The organism is Methylobacterium sp. J-072 (assembly GCF_022829425.1).
Classification (GTDB): Bacteria; Pseudomonadota; Alphaproteobacteria; order Rhizobiales; family Beijerinckiaceae; genus Methylobacterium.
The window spans coordinates 117,804-132,853 of sequence record NZ_JAKSYK010000147.1; the positions used below are offsets into that span (position 1 = coordinate 117,804).

The 15,050-nt window shown below is 70.0% G+C and carries 15 protein-coding genes and 1 other RNA gene; 12 read left to right on the forward strand and 4 right to left on the reverse strand.

All coding sequences use genetic code 11. The features are described from left to right. Positions 1–22: 22 nt before the first annotated feature. From MKK67_RS17255 to MKK67_RS17265, 3 genes are all read left to right on the forward strand, one after another. Positions 23–412, forward strand: a complete 390-nt coding sequence (locus MKK67_RS17255) for a hypothetical protein (protein WP_243966414.1) — start codon at positions 23–25, stop codon at positions 410–412. Positions 413–548: 136 nt separating this feature from the next. Then, on the forward strand, positions 549–995 hold the full coding sequence (locus MKK67_RS17260) for a hypothetical protein (RefSeq protein WP_243966415.1): 447 nt from the start codon (positions 549–551) through the stop codon (positions 993–995). A 46-nt stretch (positions 996–1,041) separates the two neighbouring features. Then, positions 1,042–1,761 (forward strand): glutathione S-transferase family protein, encoded by a 720-nt coding sequence (locus tag MKK67_RS17265; protein ID WP_243966416.1) that lies wholly within the window; start codon positions 1,042–1,044, stop codon positions 1,759–1,761. A 221-nt stretch (positions 1,762–1,982) separates the two neighbouring features. On the opposite strand, the gene MKK67_RS17270 is transcribed toward MKK67_RS17265, so the two are convergent. Together MKK67_RS17270 and MKK67_RS17275 are read right to left on the reverse strand one after the other, a co-directional pair. Then, positions 1,983–3,725 carry a bifunctional protein-serine/threonine kinase/phosphatase gene (locus MKK67_RS17270; protein WP_243966417.1) on the reverse strand — a complete coding sequence of 581 codons (1,743 nt, stop codon included), beginning with the start codon at positions 3,723–3,725 and terminating at the stop codon, positions 1,983–1,985. Beyond that, positions 3,722–5,260, reverse strand: coding sequence for a YifB family Mg chelatase-like AAA ATPase (locus tag MKK67_RS17275; RefSeq protein ID WP_243966418.1), 1,539 nt, complete (start codon positions 5,258–5,260; stop codon positions 3,722–3,724). Before MKK67_RS17275 ends, MKK67_RS17270 begins: the two co-directional genes overlap by 4 nt. A gap of 157 nt (positions 5,261–5,417) precedes the next feature. Between MKK67_RS17275 and MKK67_RS17280 the strand changes: the two genes are divergently transcribed. The 4 genes from MKK67_RS17280 to MKK67_RS17295 all read left to right on the forward strand — a co-directional run bounded on the left by MKK67_RS17280 (position 5,418) and on the right by MKK67_RS17295 (position 8,127). Then, the gene (locus tag MKK67_RS17280) at positions 5,418–5,678 is read left to right on the forward strand and encodes a PepSY domain-containing protein (RefSeq protein WP_243966419.1); all 261 of its coding nucleotides are present in this window, start codon (positions 5,418–5,420) and stop codon (positions 5,676–5,678) included. Positions 5,679–5,719: 41 nt separating this feature from the next. Then, positions 5,720–5,818: signal recognition particle sRNA small type (gene ffs / locus MKK67_RS17285), an RNA gene on the forward strand. Between the two features lie 36 nt (positions 5,819–5,854). Then, entirely contained in the window at positions 5,855–7,723 is a 1,869-nt protein-coding gene (locus tag MKK67_RS17290) for a DNA polymerase III subunit gamma/tau (protein WP_243966420.1), read from the forward strand. 80 nt (positions 7,724–7,803) lie between these two features. Further along, positions 7,804–8,127 carry a YbaB/EbfC family nucleoid-associated protein gene (locus MKK67_RS17295; RefSeq protein ID WP_243944965.1) on the forward strand — a complete coding sequence of 108 codons (324 nt, stop codon included), beginning with the start codon at positions 7,804–7,806 and terminating at the stop codon, positions 8,125–8,127. A gap of 212 nt (positions 8,128–8,339) precedes the next feature. Here MKK67_RS17295 and MKK67_RS17300 read toward each other — a convergent pair whose 3' ends face one another. Beyond that, positions 8,340–9,242: a DMT family transporter gene (locus tag MKK67_RS17300; RefSeq protein ID WP_243966421.1), complete on the reverse strand. Its 903-nt coding sequence runs from the start codon at positions 9,240–9,242 to the stop codon at positions 8,340–8,342. A gap of 109 nt (positions 9,243–9,351) precedes the next feature. Here MKK67_RS17300 and MKK67_RS17305 point away from each other — a divergent pair, with 109 nt between their 5' ends. Continuing rightward, on the forward strand, positions 9,352–9,849 hold the full coding sequence (locus tag MKK67_RS17305) for a MarR family winged helix-turn-helix transcriptional regulator (RefSeq protein WP_243966423.1): 498 nt from the start codon (positions 9,352–9,354) through the stop codon (positions 9,847–9,849). Positions 9,850–9,889: 40 nt separating this feature from the next. Here MKK67_RS17305 and MKK67_RS17310 read toward each other — a convergent pair whose 3' ends face one another. Next, entirely contained in the window at positions 9,890–11,509 is a 1,620-nt protein-coding gene (locus MKK67_RS17310; protein WP_243966425.1) for a phosphoenolpyruvate carboxykinase, read from the reverse strand. Positions 11,510–11,921: 412 nt separating this feature from the next. Here MKK67_RS17310 and recR point away from each other — a divergent pair, with 412 nt between their 5' ends. The 4 genes from recR (at position 11,922) to truA (ending at position 14,843) form a co-directional block, all read left to right on the forward strand. Further along, the gene (gene recR, locus MKK67_RS17315) at positions 11,922–12,527 is read left to right on the forward strand and encodes a recombination mediator RecR (RefSeq protein WP_243966440.1); all 606 of its coding nucleotides are present in this window, start codon (positions 11,922–11,924) and stop codon (positions 12,525–12,527) included. Between the two features lie 113 nt (positions 12,528–12,640). Next, entirely contained in the window at positions 12,641–13,156 is a 516-nt protein-coding gene (gene def / locus MKK67_RS17320; protein ID WP_243966426.1) for a peptide deformylase, read from the forward strand. Then, on the forward strand, positions 13,156–14,091 hold the full coding sequence (fmt, locus tag MKK67_RS17325; protein WP_243966441.1) for a methionyl-tRNA formyltransferase: 936 nt from the start codon (positions 13,156–13,158) through the stop codon (positions 14,089–14,091). The genes def and fmt overlap by 1 nt, the downstream gene beginning before the upstream one ends. Beyond that, complete coding sequence (gene truA, locus MKK67_RS17330) at positions 14,091–14,843, forward strand: tRNA pseudouridine(38-40) synthase TruA (protein WP_243966427.1); 753 nt, start codon at positions 14,091–14,093, stop codon at positions 14,841–14,843. The genes fmt and truA overlap by 1 nt, the downstream gene beginning before the upstream one ends. The last annotated feature ends 207 nt before the right edge of the window (positions 14,844–15,050 follow it).

Consider the following 15,050-nt stretch of genomic DNA (forward strand, 5'->3'; position numbering starts at 1 on the left):
CGCGCCTGCCTCGTCCCCTGCCATGAGCCGAAACCGCTTCGGGTGCCTGACCGGCACCGCCCTGATCCTCGGATGCACGATCCCCGCGGAGGCCGTTCCGCGGGGCGTCCCGATACCGGACCGGTTCGACGGCACCTGGAGCGTCGAGATCCTCACCGAATCCGGCACTTGCGACCGGGCCTACCGCTATCCGGTGCGGATCGAGCACGGGCAGGCCCGGTTCATCGGGACCGCCTTCGTGGTGCAGGGCAGCGTCACCCGCAACGGCGTGGTGCGCGGCTCGATCGCCAGCGGCATCGCCACCGCCAACGTCGCCGGCCGCCTCGGCCCGGACGGGTTCGGGACCGGCACCTGGGTCGCCTCCGGCGCCCTCGAATGCCGCGGCCGCTGGAAAGCCGAGCGGCGCGGCTGAGGCAGCGCGGTCACGGTCGCGAAATGGTCCGCATCTTGCCCGAGATCGGGCGGATGCAGCGGCCCCTCAGCCCCGATCCCGACGCATTCATGAGGGAATGCTGAACGCCGTTCGGACACCCGACGAGGCCGCCCGCATGAAGTCCACGATCCTCGCCACCTTCGCCGTCCTCGCGCTCGCCTCGACGGCGCAGGCCCGTCCCCACCGTCACCCGGCCGCTCCGGCCGTGAACCAGGCGGAGGCCGAGAAGGCCCTGGCTCCGTTGCGGCAGGCGGCGACGGAATGCTTCGCCGACACCGTGCTGGCGAACCCGAAGGCGACGGCCGAGGCGCGGGCTGGCCACTGGTACGAGGCGGTGGGCATCACCGGCTTCCTGTGCCGCCCGGAAGTCGCCGCGATGATCCAGGCCCATGACCGGATCTACGGCGCGCGGACCGGCGAGCGCTACTTCAAGGGCGCCTACGTCAAGCATCTCGACCAGCAGCTCGCCGAGCGGCTCCAGCCGATGCTGGCCCACAAGGCCGTCGCCAGCGCCGAGCCGCCGCCCGAGAAGGTTTTGGACAGCGAATCTCCGGCCAACTGAGCGGGAACCGCCCGCTGGGGTGAGCCGTCTCGGCCCAGGAGATGCGATGCCCTACGAGCTTCACTACTGGCCGATGATCCAGGGGCGCGGCGAGTTCGTCCGCCTCGCCCTCGAAGAATCCGGCGCCGACTATGTCGACGTGGCGCGTCGGGACGATGAAGACGGTGGCATCGAGCCGATGCTCGACCGCCTCGCCGATCCACAGAACCCACGCCCGCCCTTCGCGCCGCCGTTCCTGCGCGACGGCGCCGTCGTGATCGGCCAGACCGCTGCCATCCTGCTCTACCTTGGGCCGCGCCTCGGCCTCGTCGGCGAGTTCGAGACGGACCGGATCTGGACGCACCAGCTCCAGCTCACCATCGCGGATGCGGTGAACGAGGCGCACGACACCCACCATCCCCTCGGCGTCAACCTGTATTACGCCGATCAGAAGCCGGAGGCGTTGCGCCGAGCCCAGGGTTTTCGCGAGGAGCGCATCCCCAAATTTTTTGGGTATTTCGAGCGCGTGCTCGCGGCCAACCGCGGCGAACACATGGTCGGCTCAAGGCTGTCCTATGCCGACCTGTCCCTGTTCCAGCTCGTCGCCGGCCTGCGCTACGCCTTCCCGAAGGCGTCTGCAGCGGCCCTGCGCGACACGCCCCAGGTCGCGCGGCTGCACGAGGCGATAGCGCAGCGCCCGCGCATCGCCGCCTATCTCGCGAGCGACCGGCGTATCCCGTTCAACGAGGACGGGATCTTTCGCCGGTATCCGGAGCTCGACGGCTGAACCTTAGAGCCTGTTTGACTGCGTGATCGCAGTCGCGTGACGGTTCTGACTAACGTGTATCCCAATCGTTCCCTCATCCTGAGGTGCTGCGCAGCAGCCTCGAAGGAGCCCTCCAGGGATCGCGCGGCAGGCTGGAGGGCTCCTTCGAGGGCTCCGCTTCGCTACGCCACCTCAGGATGAGGGCGAGAATGGGAAAGGCCGGTCAAACAGGCTCTTACACGTCACCGGGGCGGGTGGGCGATCAGGATGCCGGCCAACGCCAGCGCGATGAGCCCCAGCACCAGCGACAGCAGCCGCCAGAACAGCAGCGGGTCCCGCTCCAGCAGTGAGGCCCGGCGCGTCTCCGTGAAGGCCGGGTTGGGGTACCGGAGGTCGTGGACGAATTCCGAGAGCGCCTGGTAGCGCCGGGCCGGATCGGGATGCACCGCCTTGCGCAGCGCCCCGTCGACCCAGGCCGGCAGCAGCGGCCGGACGCCCCGCGCCGAGGCGTAGCGGAGCTTGCGCTGGGCGGCCCGGGTCAACGCCCGGGGCACCCGATCGCCGTAGGGCAGCCGGCCGGTGAGCATCTGGTAGGCGATCACGCCCACCGAGAAGATGTCGGAGGACGCGGTCGAGGGTTCGCCCAGAAAGCATTCGGGGGCCGTGTACTGCACCGTCCCCAGAATCTCGGCGGCGTCGATCCGGGGATCGCCCTCGACCACGCCGGCCACCTTGGTGGCGCCGAAATCGATAACCTGGACGGTCCCGGCTTTGTCGATCAGGACGTTGTCGGGCCGCAGGTCCTGGTGGACCATCTCCCGGCGGTGGAAGGCCTGCACGCCCTTGGCGAGCTGCTCGATCAACCGGCGCACCGCCTCCAGTTCGGGGGCCGCGTGGTCGCGCATCCATTGGGTCAGGGTCTGGCCCTCGACGTAGCGCATGACCGTGTAGAGGTGGCTGCGTCGGCGGGTCTGCGGATGGGCCTTGAGCACGTGCGGGCTGTCGATCCGCCGGGCGATCCACTCCTCCAGGGCGAAGCGCTTGCGCTGGGCCGGGTCGTCGCGCAGGTCGAGCGACAGAACCTTCAGCGCAACCTGGTCCCCCGTCTCCGCATCGACCGCCAGGTAGACCCGGCTGCGTGGCCCGGAATGCAGGGTCCGCAGCAGCCGATAGCCGTCGAACTCGGCCGGTGGATCGAGCAGCGGCGCCGGGTCGAGCCCCGCGACACCCCCGAGCAGATCGGCCGGCTCGCCGTTGGGCACGGAATCGATCCGCACGATCTGGACGGTCAGGTTGTCCGGGCTGCCGGCCTCATGCGCGGCCTCCACGATCGCCCGTGCGGCAGAATCGAGATCGTCCCCGGCCGCCGCGATCATGGCCGCCACGTCCCGCGGGCGGAGATGCTCGTGGAGGCCGTCGGTGGTCAGCACGAAGACGTCGCCGGCCTCGAAGCTCACCGTGTGGTAGTCGATCTCGACATGCCCGCCCGCCCCCAAGGCGCGGCCGAGATAGGATTCCGCGGCCGAGACCACGACCCGGTGATCCTCTGTGAGCTGTTCCAGCGACCGGCCGGCCACCCGCCAGATCCGGGCATCGCCGACATGGAAGAGATGCGCGGTGCGCGCCTTCAGTATCAGCGCGCTGAAGGTGGTGACGTAGCCCTTGTCGGCATCGTGCGGATCGAGGCCGCGCCGCGTCTGGGCGTAGAGCCAGGAATTCGTCGCCGCGATCACCCGCTGCGCCGAGGACTTCACCGACCACGTGTCGGGGGTGGCGTAGTAGTCGCTGAGGAAGCTCTTGACCGCCGTCTCGCTCGCCAGGGCGCCCACCGCGCTGCTGCTGATCCCGTCGGCCAGCGCCACCGCGATACCTTTCAGACCCAGCGCCGGCGGCGACGGCACCAGGGCGCCGTGGAAATCCTGATTGGCCTCCTTGCGGCCGGCCGCGCTGGTCTGGCCGATCGTGATCGTCAGCTCCGCGCTCACGCGGCCGCCGCCGACGCGTCGCCCCGACCCCGATAGGACAGAGCCTCGGCCAAGTGCAGCCGGCGCACCTGCGCTTCTCCGTCGAGATCGGCGAGCGTGCGCGCCACGCGCAGGGTCCGGTGGAAGCCGCGGGCCGAGAGCCGCATGCTCTCGGCCGCCTGCCGGATCAGGGCCGTGCCCTCGGCGTCGGGGCTCGCCACCTCCTCGATCAGATTCGCCGGGCAGGTGGCGTTGGTGGTGGCGGCCGGCAGGGCGCGGGCGGCGTAGCGCGTCGTCTGGAGCGTGCGGGCGGCGGCGACCCGGGCGGCGGCCTCGCGGGAGCCCTCGGCCGGCGGCGGCAGGATCAGGTCAGCGGCCGTGACCGCCGGCACCTCGATGCGCAGGTCGATCCGGTCGAGCATCGGCCCGGAGATCCGCGCCTGATACTGCGCCATGCAGCGCGCGTTCGGGCCCCGCCGGCAGGCATAGCCCGGCTCCAGCCCCTGGCCGCAGCGGCACGGGTTCATGGCCGCCACGAGCTGGAAGCGGGCCGGATAGGTCACCCGGTGGTTCGCCCGGGCGATCATCACCTCCCCGGTCTCCATCGGCTGGCGCAGGCTGTCGAGCACCTGCGGGGTGAATTCGGGCAGCTCGTCGAGGAACAGCACCCCGCCATGGGCGAGCGACACCTCCCCGGGTCGCGCCCCGAGGCCGCCGCCGACCAGCGCCGCCATCGAGGCGGAATGGTGCGGCTGCCGGAACGGCCGGCGGTTCGAGAGCGCCCCGTCCTTCAGCTCGCCGGCCACCGACTGGATCATCGAGATGTCGAGCAGCTCCCGGGGCGTGAGCGGCGGCAGGATCGACGGCAGCCGGGCGGCGAGCATCGACTTCCCGGAGCCGGGCGGCCCGTTCATCAGCAGGTTGTGCCCGCCGGCCGCCGCGATCTCCAGGGCGCGCTTGGCGCCCTCCTGGCCCTTGATGTCGGACAGGTCCGGCAGCGGACCCGCCAGACCGGCCACCGAGGGTTCGGGCCGGGCCATGACCTGGCTGCCTTTGAAGTGGTTGGCCAGCTGGATCAGCGAGCGCGGGGCGAGCACGTCGAGGTCGCCCCCGGCCCAGGCCGCCTCGGACCCGGTGGATGCCGGGCAGATCAGCCCGAGGCCGCGGGCTCCCGCCGCGATGGCGGCCGGCAGCACGCCGTTCACCGCCGTGATGCTGCCGTCCAGCGCCAGCTCGCCGAGCACGCAATAGCCGGAGAGCGCGTCGGCCGGGATCGCCCCGATCGCCGCCATGACGCCGAGTGCGATCGGCAGATCGTAATGCGAGCCCTCCTTCGGCAGGTCGGCCGGGGCGAGGTTGACGGTGATGCGTTTGGCCGGCAGCGCCAGCCCGGAGGCGATCAGGGCGCCCCGTACCCGCTCGCGCGATTCCGCCACCGCCTTGTCGGGCAGGCCGACCACGTTGAACACGACGTTGCCCGGGATGATCTGGACCTGCACGTCGACGGACCGGGCCTCGATCCCCTCGAACGCCACGGTGGCGACGCGTGTGACCATAGGTCGGCAGTCCTGGGCCCCGGAGCCGAAGCGGCGCGACGGGCAACCTTAGCTGTGCTGGAAAATCGAAGCGGGCTCAAGAGGATCGCGGTTCGCGCGGAACCCAGGCGCGGTCTTCCTGTTCAAAGCCGGCACGCGATAAAAACCGGAGACCGCCATGCGCCTCGCCATCCCCCTGCTCGCCCTGACCCTCGCCGCCGGCATCACGGCCACGGCCCGGGCCGATGAAAAGCTTCCGCCGGACCAGCAGGCCAAGGTCGAGGCCGTGCTCCGTCAGGAGGGCTTCACCACGTGGAAGGAGATCGAGCTGGATGACGGGATGATCGAGGTCGACGACGCGGTGGATTCCAACGGCAAGCAGTTCGACCTGAAGCTCGATCCGAAGACCCTGGCTGTGGTGAAGCGCAAGGCCGAGTAGCCGGCGCTTGCGTTCGGTCAAGAGCCCGGCCATATAGCCGGCGGGGGGTTGGCGAGGGACGTTTCACTCGCCAACCGGGTCAGGTCCGGAAGGAAGCAGCCCTAACGAGACCGAGCGGGTCTTCGTCCAGCCTCCCACCTCATTTCCTGGCGCTCGGAAGCCCGACCCGACACGGCATGGACGCTTCGACCGGCACGCCTGACGACGAGCCGGGCCTGCCCGGGTTCGCAAGCCCCGCCAGCGCGGCGACGCCCTATCGGGTGCTCGCGCGGAAATACCGCCCCACCAATTTCGGCGACCTGATCGGCCAGGACGCGATGGTCCGGACCCTGGCCAACGGGTTCGCGGCCAACCGCATCCCGCAGGCCTGGATGCTGACCGGCGTGCGCGGGGTCGGCAAGACCACCACCGCCCGCATCCTGGCTCGCGGCCTCAACTACGCCCGCGCCGGCGTGCCCGATACCGGCCCGACCGTGTCGATGCCGGAGCTCGGCCTGCACTGCGCGGCGATCATGGAATCCCGGCACATGGATGTGTTGGAGATGGATGCCGCCTCGCATACCGGCATCGACGACGTGCGCGCGATCATCGACGGCATCCGCTATGGGCCCGTCTCGGCGCGCTACAAGGTCTACATCGTGGACGAGGTCCACATGCTCTCCGAGAAGGCGTTCAACGCCTTCCTGAAGACGCTCGAGGAGCCGCCCCCCCACGCCAAGTTCGTGTTCGCCACCACGGAGATCCGCAAGGTTCCGGTGACGATCCTGTCGCGCTGCCAGCGTTTCGACCTGCGCCGGGTCGAGGCGCCGATCCTGCACGCGCATCTCGCCAAGGTCTGCGCGGCGGAAAAAGTCGAGGCCGAGGACGAGGCGTTGGGCGCCATTGTGCGCGCCGCCGAGGGCTCGGTGCGCGACGCGCTCTCGCTGCTCGACCAGGCCATCGCGCACGGCGCCGGCGCGGTCACGGCCCAGAGCGTGCGCGACATGCTCGGGCTCGCCGACCGGGCTCGGATCCTCGACCTGTTCGAGGCGGTGATGCGCGGTGCCGTGCCGGCGGCCTTCGCGGAGCTGCGGGCGCAATACGATTCCGGCGCCGACCCGTCGGTGGTGCTGTCCGATCTTGCCGCGTTCACGCATCTCGTCACTCGGCTCAAGCTCGTGCCGGAGACCGCGTCCGACCCGACGCTGAGCGAGACCGAGCGGGTCCGCGGCGGCCAGTTCGCGGAAAAACTCTCGATCCGCGCCCTGTCGCGGGCTTGGCAGATCCTGCTGAAGGCGATCCCCGAGGTCCAGGCCGCCCCGCGCCCCTTGGCGGCGGCCGAGATGGCGATCGTGCGCCTCGCCTACGCGGCCGACCTGCCGACCCCCGACGAGGCCCTGCGCCAGCTGAAGGCCGAAGCCGCGGCGGCGCTGCCCGAGGAGGCAGCGCCTCCATCCGCCCGCCCGCCCCTGCCGCCGATCCCCGACCTGCGCGGCGGCGGCCAGACCGCCGTCGCCACCGCACCGAGGCCGATGCCGGTCGCCACCCCCGTGGCGATGCCGGCCTCGGCGCCGGCCCCGATCGCAATGGCGGCCCCGGCGGAGCGTCCCGCCGCCCCGCCCGCGCCGCGCCTCACCCGTTACGAGGACGTGGTGGCGCTGGCCGACGCCAACCGCGACATCCTTCTGAAGACCGCGCTGGAGCGCGACGTCCACCTCGTGCGCTTCGAGGAGGGGCGGATCGAGTTCCGATTGGCACCCGGCGGCCGGGCGACGCTCGCTACCGACATCGCCGCCGCGATCCTGCGCTGGACCGGCCAGCGCTGGGTCGTCTCGGTCTCGAAGGAAGAGGGCGCACCGACCCTCGACGCCACCGTGAAGGCCGCCACCGAGACCCGCCGCGAGAATGCGGCGGCCGACCCGTTCGTGCGCGAGGTCCTGACGCGCTTCCCCGGCGCCGAGATCGTGGATGTGCGCGAGACCGCGCCGCTGCCGACGCCCGATCAGGCGATTACGGGGGACGGTGACCCGGTACCGGCCGATGAAGCCCCCGACGACGACTTCTGAGGCGCGCCCGTCCGGCCGCACATGGCGGGCGGGCCCTGTCATACCCACGTAAACGCATCGATACGCGACGAGAGGACTGCATGCGCGACCTGATGGGCATCATGAAGCAGGCTCAGGCCATGCAGGAGAAGATGGGATCCCTGCAGGCGGAGCTCGACGAGATCGAGGTGACCGGCGCCTCCGGGGGCGGCTCCGTGCGGGTGACCATGAGCGCCAAGGGCCAGATGAAGGGCGTCACGATCGACCCGTCCCTGATGGTCGCCGACGAGCGCGAGATCCTTGAGGACCTGATTGTGGCCGCCTGCAACGACGCCCGCGGCAAAGCCGAGGCGACCATGCAGGAGCGCATGGCCGAGCTGACCAAGGGTCTGCCCCTGCCGCCCGGCATGAAGCTGCCGTTCTAGGGGCCCCGGGATACGGGTGCGGAGCCACGGATCTCCGAATCTCTTCCCTCATCCTGAGGTGCCGGGCGATCGAAGATCGCTCGGCCTCGAAGGAGCCCTCAAGATGGCTCGGTGATCCCTGGAGGGCTCCTTCGAGGCCCGCTGGCGCGGGCGCCTCAGGATGAGGGCGAGGATTGGAAAAGCGGGTCTAGCAATCACGTGCTGCGTCTTCGTCAACGCGGTCGTCGGCTGACCAAGACGATCCCGGCCAGGATGAGTGGAATCGCCAGAGCGAGGATTAGCGGGAAGCTCTCGCCCAGCAACGCCACCGCCAGGGCCTTTCCAGTGATCGCGCCGATCCAGCCGATCTGGCTGAGCCCGACCGGCCCGCTCACCCTCTGAAGAACGAAAAACAGGCCGTAGGTGGCGGCGATGGTCGCGGCCTGAACCGGCAGCAGCGCTAAGGTCCAGGTCGCAGGCACCGCGAAGAGCGGCACGGCGGCCAGGATGGCGTAGGCGCCGATGAGCACGGCGGCGGTCAGCACCATCACCGGCGCCAGCAGGCGCGGCGACGTATCAGCGGGCCACGCGACCGTGCGATAGATGTTGCCGGCGGCCACGCTGACCGGCGCCGCGAGCGCGAGCCCGGCCCAGAGCCCTCCACCCTCCGCCCCGGTGAGTCGCGAGGCCGCGAACAGCACCGCGCCGCCGAGCCCGAGACCCATGCCGACCACGCCTTGGACCGAGACCCGATCCATCCCGAGAATCAGCGCCAGGCCGTAGGTCAGGAGCGGCGGGAAGGCGAGGCAGAGCGCGACGAAGCCGGCCCCGACATGCGGAATCGCCGCGAAAGACAGGATGTTGGGCAAGGCAAAGCTCAGCAGCCCGGCCTGCAGCCCGTAGCGGAGGAGGGTCGCGGACGGCTTCAGCCTCTCGCCCGCCAAGCCCGCGAAGGTCGCCAGGACCAGCCCGCCGCCCAACGCGGACCAGAACAGGAAGCTGATCGGATGCCAGCCCAGACCGCTGGCGAGGCCGGCCATGACGGTGGTCAGCCCCAGCAGGAACCCGGTTGACAGCAGCAGACCGTAAGCCGTCGGCGCGACCGCAGGCGTGATTGTCGGGGCTGTCGCACCCATGGCGTTTCTCCACGTCCGGCAAACGGGTCGGAGCGATTGCCTGCCGGACCCTCGGTACCTAAAATCTCGACGCAAAGTATCTTTACGTCAAGATATCGAGGAGCGTGAGATGACGCCATTCGAGGACCGTGCGGCCCGCGCCGTCGCGCAATGGCGCCGCGAGCGGCCCGATCTCGATCCGTTTCCGATGGAGGTTCTGGGTCGGCTGACCGAGTTGGCACAGGTCATCCTCCGCGACCGGCTCAATCCGGCCTTCGCGGGCTTCGGTCTCCAGCAGGGTGAATTCGACGTGCTCGCGACCTTGCGGCGGTCGGGCGCGCCCTACGCGCTGACCCCGACGGCGCTGTGCGATGCGGCGATGATCTCGTCGGGCGGGATGACCGCGCGGATCGACCGCCTGGAAAAGGCCGGCCTGATCGCGCGGCAGAAGCACCCGACCGACCGGCGTGGGACCCTCGTTGCGCTGACCGACTCGGGCAAGACGCTGATCGACGCCATGCTGCCGGCCCATGTCGAGACCGAGCGCGGCATCCTGGCGGCCCTGACGGACGACGAGCAGCGCACGTTGAATGCGCTGCTCGCGAAACTGCTTGCCGGACTCGGGTGAGCGGGCGGCAGCCGTTCAGGCCGCCGCCCCTGTTTCGCTTTTACGCGGCGATCGCCTGCGCGGTCGGTCCGGCGGCGCGCACGTCGGAGTCGACATGGGCCTCGAAGCGCTTGAAGTTGTCTTCGAACATCTTCACCAGCCGGGCCGCCGTCTCGACGAAGGCGCCCTTGTTGCCCCAGGTCTTGACCGGGGTGAGGATGTCCGCCTCGACGCCCGGGACCGAGACCGGCACCGCGAAGCCGAAATACGGGTCGCGGCGGAACTCGGCCTGGGCCAGCGACCCGTCGAGCGCGCCGGCGAGCAGGCGGCGGGTCACGCGGATCGGCATGCGCTGGCCGGTGCCGACGCCGCCGCCGGTCCAGCCGGTGTTGACCAGCCAGCAATCGACGTCGTGCGCGGCGATCAGGTCGCGGAGCAGGTTGCCGTAGACGCTCGGGTGCCGAGGCATGAAGGGCGCGCCGAAGCAGGTCGAGAACGTCGCCTCCGGCCCGGTCAGGCCGCGCTCGGTGCCGGCCACCTTGGCGGTGTAGCCCGAGAGGAAGTGGTACATCGCCTCGGCGCCGGTGAGCTTGGCGATCGGCGGCATCACCCCGAAGGCGTCGCAGGTGAGCATCACGATGTTCTTCGGATGCCCGGCCCGGCCGGTGGCGCTGGCATTGGCGATGAAGTCGAGCGGGTAGGCGCAGCGGGTGTTCTCGGTGAGCGAGGCGTCGTCGAAATCCGGCACGCGGGTGACCGGGTCGATCACCACGTTCTCCATCACCGTGCCGAACCGCTCGGTGGTGGCGTAGATCTCCGGCTCGGCGTTGCGCGAGAGGCGGATCGTCTTGGCGTAGCAGCCGCCCTCGAAGTTGAAGATGCCTTCGTCCGACCAGCCGTGCTCGTCATCGCCCAGCAGCTGGCGCGAGCTATCGTTCGACAGGGTGGTCTTGCCGGTGCCCGACAGGCCAAAGAAAATCGCCGAGCCGCCCTCGGCGTCGAGCGCCGCGTTGGCCGAGCAATGCATCGGCATCACGTTCTGGCCGGGCAGGATGTAGTTCAGGTAGGTGAAGACCGACTTCTTCATCTCGCCCGCGTAAGCCGAGCCGCCGATCAGCACGAGCTTCTTGGAAAAGTCGATGGCGATCACGGTTTTGGACCGGCAGCCGTGCCGGGCGGGATCCGCCTGGAAGCTCGGCAGGTCGATGATCGTCAGGTCCGGTACGTAGGCGGCGAGCTCGGAGCGGTCCGGCCGGATCAGCAGGTTGCGGATGAACAGCGAGTGCCAGGCGAACTCGGTGAACACCCGGGCCTTCACCCGGTGGGCCGGGTCGGCACCGCCGTAGAGGTCCTGGGCGAACAGCTCCTTGCCCTCGGCGTGCTTCAGGAAGTCCTGGTGCAGGGTCGCGAACTGCTCGGGCGTGATCGCGCCGTTGTTGTCCCACCAGACCTCGTTCTCGGTGGTGGCGTCGCGCACCACGAACTTGTCCTTGGGCGAGCGTCCGGTATGGCTGCCGGTGGTTGCCACGAAGGCGCCGCCGCAGGCGAGTTGGCCCTCCTTGCGGGCGAGGGCCTCCTCGTAGAGGCGCGGTGCCTCGAAATTCCAGTGGACGGCCTTCAGGGCGCGGAAGCTGGCGGCGTCGGCATCGTGGGCCGCGTTGTGATCACCGATGTTGGTCAAAAGCGTATCTCCCGGGGCCCCTGTTCGTGCCGTCGACGCGACATGACCGGACGCCAGCGGCATCCGGGATTGGCCGGGGGACGTCCGTGCGGTCGTACAGGACCGCCGCACGCTGGATCACCGTTCCCCGGTCGCCTGCACCGCCCATACTGGATAGGCGGCCAAGCGTTGCCGTCTTACTGGGTCTTGCCGGGGGCCTGCAACGCGGTCGCGCGGGTTTGACCACAGTGATGAGCGCAGCAAGCCCGTGCTGTAACCAGTCGGATCCGGGTATTCTTAATTCCGGCGGCCGCAAAGCGAGCCGGAAATACCCATATCGACGGTGGGCGCAGATGCGCCCTTGCGCAGCGGCCGCCGCCCGCTATGCCCTACCGAACGTCCCATAGATCCTCGCCCCCGCCCAAGAGGCATGATGCCCCAAGCCGTCGCAGGCCCCGAGATCGAGCGCTTGATCCAGCTTCTGTCCCGGATGCCGGGCCTGGGACCGCGCTCGGCGCGGCGGGCCGCGCTCCAGCTCATCAAGAAGCGCGAGACGCTGCTCGCGCCGCTGGCCGACGCCATGCGGGTCGCGGCCGAGCGCATCGTGGTGTGCACCAGTTGCGGCAATGTCGATACGTCCGAGCCGTGCACGATCTGCCGCGATGCCGAGCGCGACCCCTCGACCCTCGTGGTGGTGGAGGACGTATCGGACCTTTGGGCCCTGGAACGGTCCGGGGCCGTCAAGGCGCGCTACCATGTGCTCGGCGGCGTGCTGTCGGCCCTGGACGGCGTCCGGCCCGAGCACCTGAACCTCGCCAGCCTGGTGGAGCGCGCGGCCGATCCCGCGGTGAAGGAAATCATCCTGGCGCTGAACGCCACCGTCGACGGCCAGACCACCGCCCATTACCTCACCGAATCGATCCGGCACCTCGACCGCAAGGTGACGCGCCTCGCCCACGGTGTCCCGGTCGGCGGCGAGCTGGATTATTTGGACGAGGGGACGCTCACCGCGGCGATCCGCAGCCGCACCGCCTTCTGAGCGCGCCCGTCATCCGGAGCGCGAACGGTATTTGACCGGCCTCGACCCACGCCATATTGCCTCGGAAATCCCCGGAGTCCGCGTCTGTGGCGCTCCCCTTGCCGGTTTCCGCCATGACCATTCGTCCGCTCGTCATCCTCCCCGACGCCGTCCTGCGCCGCATCTCCGATCCGGTCGGGCCGATCACGCCCGAGATCCGCACCCTCGTGGCCGACATGTTCGAGACGATGTACGACGCGCCCGGCGTCGGGCTGGCGGCGATCCAGGTCGGCGTCGCCAAGCGGGTCGTGACCATCGACACCTCGAAGGAAGAGGGCGTGCGCGATGCGCGGGTCTTCATCGATCCGGAGATCGTCTGGGCCTCGGACGAGAAGCGGGTCTACGACGAGGGCTGCCTGTCGATCCCGGAATATTACGCCGAGGTCGAGCGGCCGGATCGAGTCCGGGTGAAGTTCCGCGATCTCGACGGCAACGATCAGGAGATCGAGGCGGACGGCCTGCTGGCGACCTGCATCCAGCACGAGATCGACCACCTGAACGGCGTGCTGTTCATCGATCACATCTCGAAGCTGAAGCGCGACCGGGTGATCAAGCGCTTCACCAAGGCGGCCAAGCGCGACGCGGCGTGATCGCCATGCGCGTCGTCTTCATGGGCACGCCGGATTTCGCGGTGCCGACGCTCGCCCGGATCGCGCAGGACGGCCACGACATCGTTGCCGTCTACACGCGCGCTCCGGCCAAGGCCGGCCGTGGCATGAGCCTGCGGCCCTCGCCGGTCCACGCCCAGGCCGACACGCTCGGAATCCCGGTCCTGACCCCGACGAGCCTGCGCACCCCGGAGGCCGCCGCGACCTTCGCCGGGCACGCGGCCGACATCGCCGTGGTGGTCGCCTACGGCATGCTGCTGCCGCAGGCGATCCTGGATAAGCCCAAGCACGGTTGCCTCAACCTGCATGGCTCGCTGCTGCCGCGCTGGCGCGGCGCCGCTCCGATTCAGCGCGCCGTGATGGCCGGCGATGCCGAGAGCGGCGTCGGCGTGATGCGCATGGAGGCGGGCCTCGATACCGGGCCGGTGGCCCTGGAGGCGCGCGTCTCGATCGCGCCCGGCATGACCGCAGGCGCGTTGCACGACGCTCTGATGCCGGTGGGGGCCGCGCTGATGTCCCAGGCCCTCGAACGCCTCGGCCGCGACGACTTGGCCTTCACGCCGCAAGCCACCGAGGGCGTCGTCTACGCGCACAAGATCGGCAACGACGAGGCGCGGATCGACTGGTCGCGTCCGGCCGATGCGGTGGCGAACCACATCAACGGCCTGTCGCCGTTCCCGGGCGCATTCTTCGAGGTCGATCTCGGCAAGGGACCGGAGCGGGTCAAGGTCCTCCGGGCTGCGGCCGGCGAGGGCGCGGGCGCGCCGGGGATTCTGCTCGACGCGAACGGGCTGGTCGCCTGCGGCACGGGCGCGGCCCGGCTGCTGGAACTGCGCCGGGCCGGCAAGGGCGGCAGCGCCAGCGGTGCCGAGTTCGTGCGCGGCGCGCGCATCGCGCCCGGCGCAAGCCTCGGCTGATGCCCCGTTACAAGCTCGTCATCGAGTACGACGGCGGCCCGTTCTGCGGCTGGCAGCGCCAGGCCGACGAACCCACGGTGCAGGGGGCGATCGAGGCGGCGGTGACGCGCTTCTCCGGCGAGGATGCCCGGCTCACCTGTGCCGGCCGGACCGATGCCGGGGTCCACGCCATCCACCAAGTCGCCCATCTCGACCTCGCCAAGGACTGGCGGACCGACACGGTGCGGGACGCCGTCAATGCCCATCTGCGGCCGCTTCCGGTCGCCGTGCTGTCCGCCGAGATCGTCCCGACGCGCTTCGACGCGCGCCATTCGGCGATCCGCCGACACTACCGCTACCGCATCCTTAACCGCCGCAGCCCGGCCGCGCTCACCCGCGCCCATGTCTGGCACGTGCCCTGGCCGCTCGACCCGGACGCGATGCATCGCGCCGCCCAGCGCCTCATTGGCCATCACGATTTTTCGGCGTTTCGCGCCGCCGAGTGCCAGGCGAACAGCCCGATGCGGACCCTGGAACGGCTCGACGTGGCGCGTACGACCATGGCTTTGCACGAGGAGATCGTGGTGACGACCTGCGCGCGCTCGTTCCTGCACCATCAGGTGCGGGCCATGGTCGGCACGCTGATGCTCGCCGGCTGCAGACGGCTTTCGGCCGACGACGTGGCCGACATCCTGGCCTCGGGCGAGAAGCGCCGGTGCGGACCGCTGGCGCCGGCCTCCGGGCTGACCTTTGTGGGGGTGGATTACGCTTAACCGCTTATTCGGACCCACGATTTCCGACGGAAGACGGTTCTGAGCAACGGAGATCCCAACCCCTCCCCTCATCCTTGTAACTCTGGTTTGACCGCCCGTGGTAGAGCGGTCAGGGCGGAGACGGAGGGGACACCGGCTCATCCCAGGGCGTTAGAGCCCGGACCTCAGCACGGTCGCCCCTCCGTTCAGCCATCGACCTCGAACAGT

Coding starts and splice junctions, on each gene's coding strand:
- MKK67_RS17280 (WP_243966419.1), top strand. CDS start 5,418: ATGCGCCTCGCCATCCCCCTGCTCGCCCTGACCCTCGCCGCCGGCATC.
- MKK67_RS17260 (WP_243966415.1), top strand. CDS start 549: ATGAAGTCCACGATCCTCGCCACCTTCGCCGTCCTCGCGCTCGCCTCG.
- MKK67_RS17275 (WP_243966418.1), bottom strand. CDS start 5,260: ATGGTCACACGCGTCGCCACCGTGGCGTTCGAGGGGATCGAGGCCCGG.
- recR (WP_243966440.1), top strand. CDS start 11,922: ATGCCCCAAGCCGTCGCAGGCCCCGAGATCGAGCGCTTGATCCAGCTT.
- MKK67_RS17265 (WP_243966416.1), top strand. CDS start 1,042: ATGCCCTACGAGCTTCACTACTGGCCGATGATCCAGGGGCGCGGCGAG.
- truA (WP_243966427.1), top strand. CDS start 14,091: ATGCCCCGTTACAAGCTCGTCATCGAGTACGACGGCGGCCCGTTCTGC.
- MKK67_RS17300 (WP_243966421.1), bottom strand. CDS start 9,242: ATGGGTGCGACAGCCCCGACAATCACGCCTGCGGTCGCGCCGACGGCT.
- MKK67_RS17295 (WP_243944965.1), top strand. CDS start 7,804: ATGCGCGACCTGATGGGCATCATGAAGCAGGCTCAGGCCATGCAGGAG.
- MKK67_RS17255 (WP_243966414.1), top strand. CDS start 23: ATGAGCCGAAACCGCTTCGGGTGCCTGACCGGCACCGCCCTGATCCTC.
- MKK67_RS17290 (WP_243966420.1), top strand. CDS start 5,855: ATGGACGCTTCGACCGGCACGCCTGACGACGAGCCGGGCCTGCCCGGG.
- def (WP_243966426.1), top strand. CDS start 12,641: ATGACCATTCGTCCGCTCGTCATCCTCCCCGACGCCGTCCTGCGCCGC.
- MKK67_RS17305 (WP_243966423.1), top strand. CDS start 9,352: ATGACGCCATTCGAGGACCGTGCGGCCCGCGCCGTCGCGCAATGGCGC.